12 protein-coding genes and 1 pseudogene are annotated in these 12,492 nt (G+C 73.6%); 3 read left to right on the forward strand and 10 right to left on the reverse strand.

Annotation, left to right across the window (positions count from 1 at the left end; all coding sequences use genetic code 11):
* The 5 genes and pseudogenes from ACZ4V6_RS32395 to ACZ4V6_RS32415 form a co-directional block, all read right to left on the reverse strand.
* A pseudogene (locus ACZ4V6_RS32395) lies at positions 1-97 on the reverse strand (class I SAM-dependent methyltransferase); the annotation flags it as partial.
* Positions 98-180: 83 nt separating this feature from the next.
* Positions 181-876 (reverse strand): demethylmenaquinone methyltransferase, encoded by a 696-nt coding sequence (locus ACZ4V6_RS32400; protein ID WP_467834280.1) that lies wholly within the window; start codon positions 874-876, stop codon positions 181-183.
* A 23-nt stretch (positions 877-899) separates the two neighbouring features.
* Complete coding sequence (locus ACZ4V6_RS32405; RefSeq protein WP_467834282.1) at positions 900-2,003, reverse strand: acyltransferase family protein; 1,104 nt, start codon at positions 2,001-2,003, stop codon at positions 900-902.
* Positions 2,003-4,246, reverse strand: a complete 2,244-nt coding sequence (locus ACZ4V6_RS32410) for a bifunctional polysaccharide deacetylase/glycosyltransferase family 2 protein (RefSeq protein ID WP_467834284.1) — start codon at positions 4,244-4,246, stop codon at positions 2,003-2,005. Before ACZ4V6_RS32410 ends, ACZ4V6_RS32405 begins: the two co-directional genes overlap by 1 nt.
* Before the next feature lie 19 nt (positions 4,247-4,265).
* Complete coding sequence (locus tag ACZ4V6_RS32415; protein WP_467834285.1) at positions 4,266-4,661, reverse strand: hypothetical protein; 396 nt, start codon at positions 4,659-4,661, stop codon at positions 4,266-4,268.
* A gap of 182 nt (positions 4,662-4,843) precedes the next feature.
* Here ACZ4V6_RS32415 and ACZ4V6_RS32420 point away from each other — a divergent pair, with 182 nt between their 5' ends.
* Complete coding sequence (locus ACZ4V6_RS32420) at positions 4,844-5,860, forward strand: chitinase (protein WP_467834287.1); 1,017 nt, start codon at positions 4,844-4,846, stop codon at positions 5,858-5,860.
* Between the two features lie 6 nt (positions 5,861-5,866).
* Here ACZ4V6_RS32420 and ACZ4V6_RS32425 read toward each other — a convergent pair whose 3' ends face one another.
* The 5 genes from ACZ4V6_RS32425 to ACZ4V6_RS32445 all read right to left on the reverse strand — a co-directional run bounded on the left by ACZ4V6_RS32425 (position 5,867) and on the right by ACZ4V6_RS32445 (position 11,211).
* Positions 5,867-6,466, reverse strand: a complete 600-nt coding sequence (locus tag ACZ4V6_RS32425; protein WP_467834289.1) for a hypothetical protein — start codon at positions 6,464-6,466, stop codon at positions 5,867-5,869.
* A gap of 7 nt (positions 6,467-6,473) precedes the next feature.
* Entirely contained in the window at positions 6,474-7,673 is a 1,200-nt protein-coding gene (gene mqnC / locus ACZ4V6_RS32430) for a cyclic dehypoxanthinyl futalosine synthase (protein ID WP_467834291.1), read from the reverse strand.
* A gap of 78 nt (positions 7,674-7,751) precedes the next feature.
* On the reverse strand, positions 7,752-8,498 hold the full coding sequence (locus ACZ4V6_RS32435; RefSeq protein WP_467834356.1) for a prepilin peptidase: 747 nt from the start codon (positions 8,496-8,498) through the stop codon (positions 7,752-7,754).
* A 49-nt stretch (positions 8,499-8,547) separates the two neighbouring features.
* Positions 8,548-10,299, reverse strand: coding sequence for a serine/threonine-protein kinase (locus ACZ4V6_RS32440; RefSeq protein WP_467834293.1), 1,752 nt, complete (start codon positions 10,297-10,299; stop codon positions 8,548-8,550).
* A gap of 63 nt (positions 10,300-10,362) precedes the next feature.
* Entirely contained in the window at positions 10,363-11,211 is an 849-nt protein-coding gene (locus ACZ4V6_RS32445) for a menaquinone biosynthetic enzyme MqnA/MqnD family protein (protein WP_467834295.1), read from the reverse strand.
* A gap of 288 nt (positions 11,212-11,499) precedes the next feature.
* Between ACZ4V6_RS32445 and ACZ4V6_RS32450 the strand changes: the two genes are divergently transcribed.
* Positions 11,500-11,703, forward strand: coding sequence for a cold-shock protein (locus ACZ4V6_RS32450; protein WP_003974443.1), 204 nt, complete (start codon positions 11,500-11,502; stop codon positions 11,701-11,703).
* Positions 11,704-11,836: 133 nt separating this feature from the next.
* Positions 11,837-12,481 (forward strand): class I SAM-dependent DNA methyltransferase, encoded by a 645-nt coding sequence (locus ACZ4V6_RS32455; protein ID WP_467834297.1) that lies wholly within the window; start codon positions 11,837-11,839, stop codon positions 12,479-12,481.
* The last annotated feature ends 11 nt before the right edge of the window (positions 12,482-12,492 follow it).

Consider the following 12,492-nt stretch of genomic DNA (forward strand, 5'->3'; position numbering starts at 1 on the left):
CCTTGAAACCCCGGTGCAGCGCCACGACGCCGCCCGTCAGGTTCCGGTGGGCCACCTTCGACCAGCCGGCCTTCCGCAGCCGCTCCGCGAGGGCCGGCCCCGCCCCGGTACGGGCCGCGGCGGGAGCCGGGCGGGTCGCCCCGCTCCGTGCGGCCCGGCCGCTCCCGGGGAGCGTGCCGCTCAGCTCTCCTTGAAACCCCGGTGCAGCGCCACGACGCCGCCCGTCAGGTTCCGGTGGGCCACCTTCGACCAGCCGGCCTTCCGCAGCCGCTCCGCGAGGGCCGCCTGGTCGGGCCAGGCGCGGATGGACTCGGCGAGGTAGACGTAGGCGTCGGGGTTGGACGACACGGCGCGGGCCACCGGCGGCAGGGCGCGCATCAGGTACTCGGTGTACACGGTGCGGAACGGCGCCCAGGTCGGGTGCGAGAACTCGCAGATGACGACCCGGCCGCCGGGCCGCGTCACCCGGTGCATCTCGCGCAGCGCCGCGTCCGTGTCCTGCACGTTGCGCAGCCCGAAGGAGATGGTGACCGCGTCGAACACGTCGTCCCGGAACGGCAACCGCGTCGCGTCGCCCGCGGTGAACGGCATCCAGGAGTGCCGCTCCTTGCCCACCTGGAGCATGCCGAGGGAGAAGTCGCAGGGGACGACGTAGGCGCCGGCGCGGGCGAAGGGCTGGGACGAGGTCGCCGTGCCGGCGGCCAGGTCGAGGACCTTCTGCGCGGGCCGGGCGTCGACGGCCCTGGCGACCTCCTTGCGCCACGCCCGGTCCTGGCCGAGCGAGAGCACGGTGTTCGTCAGGTCGTACCGTTCCGCGACGTGGTCGAACATCGAGGCGACTTCGTGCGGCTGCTTGTTCAGGGAAGCGCGGGTCACGCGCCCATTGTTGCAGGGCCGCCTCACGGCACGAGCCTCGGCCTCTTCCGCGCGGCGACGTCCTCCACCCAGCCGAAGAGGACGACGGCCACCGCGATCAGGACCCACCCGGCGCCCAGCAGGAACCACTGGCTGTCCAGCGGCAGGTGCGCCGCGAAGGCGGGCACGTCCCAGAGCCGGTCGATCAGCGGCACGGCGAGGATCAGGGCGAGTTCGTGCCAGAGGTAGATCGTCACCGCGCGGGCGTTGAAGACCCTCACCAGCCGGTCCAGGCGCGGGAAGCGGGCCGGTCCGGCGAAGTCGGTCCCGAGCCGCGCCTTCGCGTACATCAGCAGCGTCACGAACCCCGCCGACCAGAAGGCCTGCGCGAGCGGGATGTCGTCGAGGTCGTAGGTGCCGTACTCGCCCCGGTGCGCGAACGCGTACCAGGCGCCGTACGCCAGCGCGGCGAGCGCGGGCGGGACGACGGCGGCCGGTCTCAGCCGTCCCAGCACCCCCTCGTGGTGCGCGAAGCCGAGCAGCCAGCAGAAGAGGAACGTGGCGAGGTCGGTGAGGGCGCTGCCGAAGCGGCCGTCCGGCGGCTGCCACACGTACCGGAGCACGACGGCGGGGGCGAGCGCCAGCACCAGGACGGGCACGGGCGCCGCCCGGAACACCCGCAGCAGCAGCGGCGAGAGGAGGACGAACCACAGGTAGGTCCGCAGGTACCACAGGATCTCCCACGCCTGCTCGCCCCAGGCGTCGCCCGGCGGGTCGCCGAGCGGCACGATCCAGTAGACGGCCTGCCACCCCGGCATCCAGCCGTGCACCAGCATCGCACCGGTCACGAACAGGCCCCAGCACCAGAACGGCGGCAGCAGGCGCCGCAGCCGGCCGTGGATCACCGCCGGGGCCGGACGCGCGAGCGACCTGGCCATCAGGGCGCCGGCCAGGCCGAACATGATCCCCATGGAGGGCAGGACCAGTCCGGCCCAGGGCCAGCCGAGGGCGTGGTACGCGACGACGCGGACCAGGGCGACGGCGCGCAGGGTGTCGAAGCAGCGGTCCCGGCCCGGCGCCGCGCCGCCCGCCGCAGGTCCGGCCACTACCGGAGGGCGCCGCGCCGCCCCCTTGCCGTGCGCCCTCATCACCCGTTCCCCGCCGGTGTGCCCACCTCGCCCGTCCGCTTCAGTTTCTGCCAGCGCAGCCGGCCGCCGGTGAGGGCGGTGACGCAGGAGTGGATGAGGACCAGGTACATCATCTGCCGGTACGCCAGCTGCTGGAGCGGCATCATCAGCAGGTACCGGTACTTCTCCCGGTCGAGCCGGAAGGCGTAGGCCGCGCACAGGAGCTGGACGCCCAGCACCGCCAGCCAGGCGAGCAGGGCCGCGCGGAAGTCGACGAAGACCATCGAGTAGACGGTGAAGACGTCGATGAGCGGGGCGAAGACCGGCGTGACGATCTGGAAGAGCACGACCAGCGGCATGCCGACCCGCCCGAAGCGCCCCGAGGGCCCCCTGTCCGTCAGCGACCCGCGGTGCTTCCACAGGGCCTGCATGGTGCCGTAGGACCAGCGGTAGCGCTGCGACCAGAGCTGCTTCAGGGAGCCCGGCGCCTCGGTCCAGGCCCGCGCGTGCTCCTGGTAGACGACCCGCCACCCGGCGCGGTGCAGGGCGATGGTGACGTCGGTGTCCTCGGCGAGCGTGTCCTCGCTCATGCCGCCCACCTCCAGCACCGCCTCCCGCCGGAAGGCACCGATCGCGCCGGGGATGGTCGGCATGCAGCGCAGCAGGTCGTACATGCGCCGGTCGAGGTTGAAGCCCATCACGTACTCGATGTGCTGCCAGGCCCCGATGAGGGTGCGCCGGTTGCCGACCTTGGCGTTGCCCGCGACGGCGCCGACGCCGGGGTCGGCGAAGGGCTGCACGAGGTGCCGTACGGTGTCCGGCTCGAAGACGGTGTCGCCGTCCATCATCACGACGATGTCGTACCGGGCGTGGCGGACGCCGTTGTTGAGGGCGGCGGGCTTGCCGGCGTTGGCCTGCCGGACGACCCGGACACCGGGCAGGCCGAGGGCCTCGGCGATCTCGGCCGTGCCGTCCGTCGACCCGTCGTCCACGACGACGATCTCGATCGGGTGGGTGCTCGCGGCCAGCGACCGGAGGGTGTTCTCGATGCACTCCTTCTCGTTGTACGCCGGGACGATCACGCTCACCGGTCCGGTGACGGGTGGTCCCCAGCCGAAGCGGCGTCTGTTGCGTCCGCGGTGGTGGCGGCGGGCGAGGACCAGCATCAGTCCGAAGCGGCCCATCACGGCGACGCCCACGACCATGAGCCCCGCCGACAGCGCCGGCACCGTCCACTCGGCGACGGCGACGGCCGCGACGAGCGCCTTGCCCTCGTACAGGGTCGTGCCGGTGGCCCGGTGGTGGGCGGCCTGGAGACCTCCGCCCGGGGCGCCGGCCGCCTGGGCGGCGGGGCCGCCGGAGGGCTGCTGCCCGGCCTGCTGTTCGGCCATGACGCCGCTGACGGTGGTGAAGGTGTAGCCCTTCGCCCGCATCTTCTCGATGTACTTCGGCAGCGCCTCGATGGTCTGCGAGCGCTCGCCGCCGGCGTCGTGGAAGAGGACGGAGGCCCCCTCGTCGCCCTCCGGCGTGGCCCAGTCGACGATCTTCGAGACGCCGGGCCGCTTCCAGTCGTCGCTGTCGGTGTCGATGAAGACGCTGGTGTAGCCGTCCCGGCCGAGCTTCTCGTAGACGGGCCAGCTGTAGTCGTCGATGGCGTCGGTCCGCGAGGAGTACGGCGCGCGGAACAGCGTGGTGGTGATGCCTGCCGCCCCCGCGAGCGCGAGCTGGGTCTGTTCGATCTCCCGCGTGACGCGGGCGTCGCTCTGGTAGGACAGGTCGACGTGGGTGAAGGTGTGGACGCCCACCTCGCTGCCCTGCTCGACCATGTCCCGCACGATGTCCGGGTGGCGCGCGACCATGGAGCCGACCAGGAAGAACGTGCCGGGCACGTCGTACTTCTCCAGGATCTCCAGCACCTGCGGTGTCCAGGTCGGGTCCGGGCCGTCGTCGAAGGTCAGCGCGATCGTCCTGTCCGGGACGGACACCGTGGTGGCCTGTCCGCCGCGGAAGGTGAGGATCGGCCCGCCGTCGAGGACGTCGTCCGGTACGTCGCTCGTGCTCGCCCCGGTGCGCACGCGCTGGTCGCCGCCGACCTCCGCGCGCAGATAGCCGTCGAGGAGCATCACGCAGGTCAGCGCGAGCAGGAGCAGCAGGGCGAGGAGCACCCGCGGTCGTTGCAGGGCGGCGGCCCGGCCGGCGGCCCGCTCGATCCGGGTGGGGGCCCGTCGGCGGCCTCCGGAGGAGGGAGGTGTGGTCGTGGTCATGGCTGTGGTGGCGTCCCGGTCAGTCGGTGGCGGCGGAGGCGCCGGAAGAAGGGGTGGCGGACGGCGCCCGCCCGCCGGGGGTGCCGGCGGGCGGGGCGCCCGTGGGGGCGAGGCCGTCCTGCGGGCGCGTGCCGCCGGCCGGGCCCCGGCCGTCCTGGCCGCCCCCGAAGGGGAGCAGCGAGGACGGGGCGACCGAGGTGCCGACGCCCAGGAAGGCCAGGCCCAGCACGGCCGCGTAGCCGACGCAGACGGCACCGACGAGGAGTCCCAGCCGGCGCAGCAGCCTGGCCCGGCGCCCGGAGTTGTCGACGAACACGGGCCCCTCGGCGGACCCGTTGCCGCGTCGACGGCGGCGACCGCGCGCGGGCCTCTCGCCCAGAGCGGCGCGGCTTTCGAAGGCAGGCTCGGAATACATTCCCCGGACCATAGGGAGCTTGCCTGTCGCCGGCTGGGGCTCCGTTGTGGGTTCACGATGAAAAGCCGCGCAGGCTGTCCGTCCCCTGTGGGACGGGGGAAAACCGGCCCGTTTCCTCAGGAAGGCCCCAGCCGCGTGTGGAACGCTCACTCGTCCGACGACGAGAACGGGAGCGTACGCACATGAGGGCTTACCGGAAGGCGGCGGCCGGGTGCGCCCTGTCGCTCGCCCTGGCCACCGCCGGCTGCTCCGGGCAGGACGGCACGGCCGGCGCGGCCGGTGCGGCACCGTCCGGCTCCGCCGCGCCGTCCGCCGCCGCGCGGGGCACCTCCTACGCCCCCTACGTCAGCGCCACCACGGCCTCCGCCGAGGACGCGGCGGGCTCCCCGGCGACGTACAACCTGGCCTTCGTGATCGCCTCCGGCGACGACTGCGATCCCCGCTGGAACGGCACCCACGAGATCGGCGACGCCTCGGTCGCCTCCCGCGTCGCGAAGCTGAAGGAGTCCGGCGCCGCCGTCCGCGTCTCCTTCGGCGGCGCCTCCGGCACGGAGCTGGCGGCCGCCTGCGACAGCGCCGCCGCGCTGGCGGCGGCGTACGGCGAGGCCCTGGACGCGGCGGGTGCCACGCGGGCGGACTTCGACGTCGAGGGCGACGAACTGACCGACGCCGGCTCGGTCGCCCTGCGCTCGGAGGCGATCGCGCTGCTCCAGGAGGAGCGGAGCGGCCTGGAGGTCTCCTTCACCCTCCCGGTGATGCCCTCCGGCCTGGACTCCGACTCCCTCGCGCTGCTGACGTCCGCCAACGACCACGGCGTGAAGGTCTCCACGGTCAACCTCATGACCATGAACTACGGCGAGTCCTACGACGGCGACATGGGCGAGTACGCCCTCACCTCGGCGAAGGCCGCCCACACGCAGCTGAGGAAGGTCTTCGGGACGTCGGACGCGGACGCCTGGCGGGGCATGGCGCTCACCTCGATGCTGGGCGTCAACGACGTGGCCGGGGAGACGTTCACGCTCGCGGACGCGGCGGAGGTCCGCGCCTTCGCCGAGGAGAACGGCATCGCCTGGGTGTCGATGTGGGCGACGTTCCGGGACCGGCGGTGCGGGGACGACGCCTCCGCGGAGGACGCGCTGACCGGATGCAGCGGGGTGGAGCAGGAGAGCGGCGCGTTCGCGGAGGCGTTCGCGGGCTAGCGCTGCTCAGCGACGCCGGTACACGATCCGGCCCGCGACGACGGTCGCGACGCACGTGGACGCGCCGTCCCGCACGAGCGCGGCCCGGTCGGGTACGTCGAACACCGCGAACCGCGCGGGTCCCCCGGGAGCGAGCCCGGGAAGCAGCACGAGCGGCACCGGTGAGAACGACGCGGGCCCGGGCAGGCCGGCCGGACGCCCGGCCAGGGCGAGCCCCGCTCCGCGCACCGCGTCCAGGGCCGCGCGACCCCGCAGCTCACCGGCGACGGCGACCGTTCCGTGCGCCAGCATGCGCTGTACTCCGCGGCGCGCGCTGGCGCCCCGCGCAGACGGGTCGGCGGCGAGAAGCGCGAGCGCGCGCTCCCCGAAGACCGGCTCGGTACCGAGCCGGTCCGCTTCGCGCGGGTCGGGGTGGTAGGCCTGCTCCAGCAGTTCCGGACCGTAGGGGTTGAGCAGTCCGGGCGTCAGCAGTCCGGGCCACCGGCGCACCCGTGCCCGCGGGTGGCCGGCGGCCAGTGCCTCGTACGGGCCGACGGCGGCGAGATGCGCGCCGTCGACCACGACGGCCGCCTCGGGCGAGGCTTCGGCGACGTGAAGGGTCAGCACGGCGGCGTCAGTTGGAGGCGAGGAGCTTCAGCTCGGGGTGGGCCGTGCCGCCCTCGATGGCCGTGGACGAGATGTGGGAGACGACGCGCTCGTCGACGGGGTCGTTCGCCGGGTCGTCGTGCACGACGAGGTGCTCGTACGTCGTGGACCGCTGCGCCGGGACGCGCCCCGCCTTGCGGATCAGGTCGATGATCTCGAGCCGGTTGGAGCGGTGCCTGGCGCCGGCCGACGACACCACGTTCTCCTCCAGCATGATCGAGCCGAGGTCGTCGGCGCCGTAGTGCAGGGAGAGCTGGCCGACCTCCTTGCCGGTGGTCAGCCAGGAGCCCTGGATGTGGGCGACGTTGTCGAGGAAGATCCGGGCGATGGCGATCATCCGCAGGTACTCGAAGAGCGTGGCCTGCGTGCGGCCCTTCAGGTGGTTGTTCTCGGGCTGGTAGGTGTACGGGATGAAGGCGCGGAAGCCGCCGGTGCGGTCCTGCACGTCCCGGATCATGCGCAGGTGCTCGATGCGCTCGGCGTTGGTCTCGCCGGTGCCCATCAGCATGGTGGACGTCGACTCGACGCCCAGGTTGTGCGCGATCTCCATGATCTCCAGCCAGCGCTCGCCGGACTCCTTCAGCGGGGCGATGGCCTTGCGGGGCCGCTCGGGGAGCAGCTCGGCTCCGGCCCCGGCGAAGGAGTCGAGCCCGGCCGCGTGGATGCGGGTGACGGCCTCCTCGACCGACACCCCGGAGATCCGGGCCATGTGCTCGACCTCGCTCGCCCCCAGGCTGTGGATGACGAGTTCGGGGAACTCCTTCTTGATGGCGGCGAAGTGCTTCTCGTAGTACTCGACGCCGTAGTCCGGGTGGTGGCCGCCCTGGAACATGATCTGCGTGCCGCCCAGCTCAACGGTCTCCGCGCAGCGGCGCAGGATGTCGTCGAGGTCGCGGGTCCAGCCCTTGGCGGTGTCCTTGGGCGCGGCGTAGAAGGCGCAGAACCTGCACGCCGTGACGCACACGTTCGTGTAGTTGATGTTGCGCTCGATGATGTACGTCGCGATGTGCTCGGTGCCCGCGTACCGGCGCCTGCGGACGGCGTCGGCGGCGGCGCCCAGCGCGTGCAGGGGGGCGTCGCGGTAGAGGACGAGGGCCTCTTCGGGGGTGATCCGCCCACCGGCGGCGGCACGGTCGAGGACGGTCTGAAGGTCGGCCTTCTCGGTCACCGGCGTCCCTTTCGCAAGGTTCGTAAGGGTTGTGGACGGACTCCGCCAGCCTACGCCAGCCGTTTTCCCCGGCCGCGCTCAGGCCGCGTACGCGCCCGCGAGGACGCCGAGGAGGGCGCCGCCGAGCAGGAACGGGCCGAAGGCGATGGCCGTCCCGCGCCCGGCCCGCCCCGTGACGACGAGGGCGCCCCCGTAGACCGCCCCGAGCAGGAACCCGGCGAAGGTGCCCAGCATCAGCGTCGGCCAGCCGTACCAGCCGAGGACGGCCCCGGCGCCCAGCGCGAGCTTGACGTCGCCGAAGGCCATGCCGGCGGGGTTGACGAGGAACAGCGTGAAGTAGCCGGCGCCGAGCGCGAGGGCGCCCAGCAGGGCGGTGGTCCACTCCCCGGCGTGCTCGGGCACGAGCGCGGTGACCCCGAGCAGGGCGAGCGCGGCGCCCGCGAGCGGAAGGGTCAGCGGGTCGGGCAGCCGCCGCACCCGCAGGTCGACGACGGCCAGCAGCACGCCGGCCGGCGCGAGCAGCAGCCAGACGGCCAGTTCGGGCCGGGTCCCGGTGGCGGCGGCGAGGGCGGCGCACACCAGGGCGGTGACGGCGGCGGGCCCGGCGGCACCGGGACCGTACGGCGCCGGCGCGGACCGCCCGTCCGCGCACCGCGCGCACCGCGCCGGACCGAGCCATCCCCGCAGGGGGTGCGCGGCCGGACACGCGTCGCGCCACGCCTCGCCCGAGGGGGCGGAGAAACGGTAGGCCGCCCGCGGCAGAAGCGCCCCCGCCGCGGTGCCCCAGAGCACGGCGACGAGGAGGACCGGCACATCGACGCTCAGCACGCGGACACCCTATGGGGGCGGGCCGCGCGGCCGTGGCCCTTCCCGCCTACCCGACCCTCGACAGCCGGGCCTCCGGCTTCCCCGACTCGGCGCTCTCGGAGGCGTACTCGAGGTCGTCGCCGACCGGGGTGAAGCGGACGGTGGTGGGCGACTGGTTGCAGCCGCTGTGATTGCCCTCGGCACCGGCCGACGCGGCGACGATCTGCTTCTCCGTCACCTGCTCGAGCGTCAGGACGTCGACGCAGACACCGCCCAGCTGGTCGGTCTGGCGCAGCCGCCCCAGCTCCTGGCCGACACCGACCCGTGCGATGGTGACGCGGAAGGTGCCCGCCGGCAGTGTGCCGCCGAGGGCGGCGCCCCGGCCCTCCCAGGTGCCGAGGTAGGCGTCCGGGACGGTGCCCGCGGTGCCGCCGGGGGCGGGCGTGGAGGGCGTGCCGTCGCCGTCGCCCTCGCCGCCCCTCGGGTTCTCACCGGACGGGGAGGACGAGGGAGCCGGGGCGGACGGCGAGCGGGTGTCGCGGTCGGCGCTGCCGCCGGCGGTGTCCCGGCGGTCGCCCGGCAGCAGGTCGAACAGGAACACCGAGCCGACCGTCACCGCGGCCAGCGCCCCCGCCACGGCGAGGGCCACCGTGCAGCTGAGCCTGCGTCCGCGTCCGTCACCGGCCCGCGTGGAGGCCGCCGCCACGTGCACGGAGAGCTTGCCCGGTCCTCGTCCGCCGTCCCGCTGTCCGGGCACGGCACCGGGGGGCGCGGGAGGCGCGGGGGTCCCCGGCATCACCGGCGGCGGTCCGAAGACGCCCGCGGTGGGGGTGTCCGCCCCGCCCCTTCCCGCCGTGTCCGCCCCCGCCGCCTCCGACGACCGGCTGAAGCCCACCGGCCCCGATCCCGGCCCGCCCTCCCCCGCCGCCTCCAGGTCGAGCAGCCGCACGGCGCTCCGGCTGACCTGTTCCACCAGCGCCCCCGGCAGCCAGCCGCCCGCGACCAGCCGGGCGGCGCCGTCCGGGGCGAGCCGCCGGGCCACCTCACCGGGGGCGGGACGGGCGCCGGGCTCCTTGGCCAGGCACCGGCGGACCAGTTCCCGCACCTCCCCGTCCAGGGCGCCGAGTTCCGGCTCCTCGTGGACGACCTTGTACAGCAGCGCGGCCGAGGAGTCCCCGGGGAAGGGCGGCCGGCCGGTCGCCGCGAAGGCGAGGACCGCGCCGAGGGAGAACACGTCGGCGGCACCGGTGACGCCCTTGCCGAGGATCTGCTCGGGCGACATGTAACCGGGCGAGCCGATCGAGACGCCGGTGGAGGTCAGGGAGGCGGTGCCGTCCGTGGCGCGGGCGATGCCGAAGTCGATCAGCAGGGGGCCGTCCAGGGTGAGCAGGACGTTGGAGGGCTTCACGTCCCGGTGCACCAGGCCCAGCTCGTGCACCGCGGCCAGCGCCTCGCCCAGGCCCGCGCCCAGCGCCCGGACGGTGTGGGCGGGCAGCGGGCCGCCGTCCGCGACCGCCGCCGTCAGGGACGGCCCGGCCGCGTACGCGGTGGCGACCCAGGGCACGCGCGCGTCGGGGTCGGCGTCGAGCACCGGCGCGGTCCAGGCGCCGCCGACCCGGCGGGCGGCCTCCACCTCGCGGCGGAAGCGGGCCCGGAACTCCTCGTCGAGCGCGAGGTGCGGGTGCACGATCTTCACGGCGACCGTCCGGCCGCCGGCGCTGCGGCCCAGGTAGACCCTGCCCATGCCGCCGGAGCCCAGCCGGCCGAGCAGCCGGTAGGGCCCCACGGCGGTGGGTTCGTCGCCATCGAGCGGCCGCATCGGTCCACCCCTCCCCCGTACGCCGAAACCTTCCAGCAGGGTAGTGGGCCGACGACGCGTCGCTCAGGGTTCGAGCAGCTCCACCTTCACGTCCGCCGGGAAGCCCGTCGTCGGTCCGACCCGGCGGGCGAACTCCGTGACCGCCTCCAGCTGCGGGGCGCCGAAGCGGAAGTCCAGGGTCGTGAAGTACCGCGCGAGGGTCTCCTCGTCGAAGGCCTCCCAGCGGGCCGCCTGCTCGGCGACCTTGCCGACCTCCTCCAGGGAGAGGTTGCGGGAGGCGAGGAAGGCCTCGTGCACCTTGCGGGCGATGACCGGCTCGCGCTCCACGTAGTCGCGCCGGGCCGCCCAGACCGCGAAGACGAACGGCAGGCCCGTCCACTCCTTCCACAGCGCACCCAGGTCGTGCACGTCGAGGCCGTAGCGCGGCCCGTCGATCATGTTGGCGCGCAGCGCGGCGTCGCCGATGAGGACGGCCGCGTCGGCCTCCTGCATCATCACGCTCAGGTCCGGCGGGCAGGTGTAGTAGTCGGGCCGGACCCCGAAGCGCTCGGCCAGCAGCAGCTGGGCGAGCCGGACCGAGGTGCGCGAGGTCGACCCGAGGGCGACGCGCCCGCCGTCCAGCCTGTCCAGCGGGACCTGCGAGACGATCACGCACGACATCACCGGGCCGTCGCAGCCGACGGCGATGTCGGGGAAGGCGACCAGTTGGTCCGCGTGCTTGAGGAACTCGACCAGGGTGACCGGACCGATGTCGAGATCGCCCTGCACCAGCTGCTCGCTGAGCTTCTCCGGGGTGTCCTTCGTCAGCTCGAAATCGAGGAGCGTTCCCGTTCTCGCGAGCCCCCAGTACAGAGGCATGCAGTTCAGGAACTGGATGTGGCCGACGCGCGGCCGGGTGCGAGAATTGTCCACATCGCGAGGCTAGCCCTCCCCCGCCGGCCGCCCGGCGGCACCCCCCGGCGTCAGCCGAATGGCGCGTGCGTTCAAACATCCGGGTGAAGTGATCTTGACCTCTGTTGCGCCGGGGGGCCTGCGTGCTAGGCTCACAGCAAGTTGCAGTTTGGTTTCCCTTGCAGTACAGAGCCTGCGGAGCATGTGACCGCGGGCTCTCGTCATTCTCAGACATATGCAGTTGTGCGGATCGGTCTTCACACTTGCTGGTTCTGGAGCAGGGCAACCCTTTGGGCCCAAGGAGGGCTTATGGCTACCGGAACCGTGAAGTGGTTCAACGCCGAAAAGGGCTTTGGTTTCATCGCCCAGGAAGGCGGCGGCCCGGACGTCTTCGTCCACTACTCCGCGATCAACGCTCAGGGATTCCGTTCCCTCGAGGAGAACCAGCAGGTGTCCTTCGACGTCACGCAGGGTCCGAAGGGCCCGCAGGCGGAGAACGTCACTCCTGTCTGATCGACAGCAGTACCCAAGGAGCCCCGCGCCGTTTCCGGCGACGGGGCTCCTGCCCTTTCCGGCGTCCTCGTGAATTCCCGGTGAATTCCGGCGACCGCCGCCGGCTGTCGGTGGCACCCCCTAGGGTCGCGCCATGACCCACGACACCGGCTTCCTGGACACGACCCGGACCTTCTACGACACCATCGCCGAGGAGTACTCGGCCCTCTACCGCACCGTGCTCGACGACTCCCCGCTGGACCGCGCGCTGATGGCCGCCTTCGCCGAGCTGGTGGGACCGGAGGGCCGGGTGGCCGACCTCGGCTGCGGGCCCGGCCGGGTCACCGCCCACCTCGCCTCGCTCGGCCTGCGGGTCTTCGGCCTCGACCTGTCCGCCTCGATGCTCGCCATCGCCCGCCGCGAGAATCCGGGCCTGCGCTTCGAGCAGGGCTCCATGCTGGAGCTGGACCTGTCCGACGGCGCTCTCGCGGGCGCGGTCTCCTGGTACTCGTCGATCCACACGCCGTGGGAGCGGCTGCCGGACCTCTTCGGGGAGGTGCGGCGCGTCCTGGCCCCGGGCGGGCACTTCCTCCTCGCCTTCCAGGTCGGCGACGGGCCGAGCCGGGTCGACCGCCCCTTCGGCCACGAGGTCTCCGTGGACTTCGAACGGCGGCGGCCGGAGCCGGTGGCGGAGCTGCTGGAGCGGGCCGGCTTCACCGTGCTGTCGCGGACGGTGCGCGTGCAGGAGGCGGACACCTCCGCCAAGGTCCCGCAGGCCTGCCTGATCGCCCGCCGCTGAGCCGGTCCGTC

This window comes from Streptomyces sp. NPDC029152 (genome assembly GCF_055564355.1).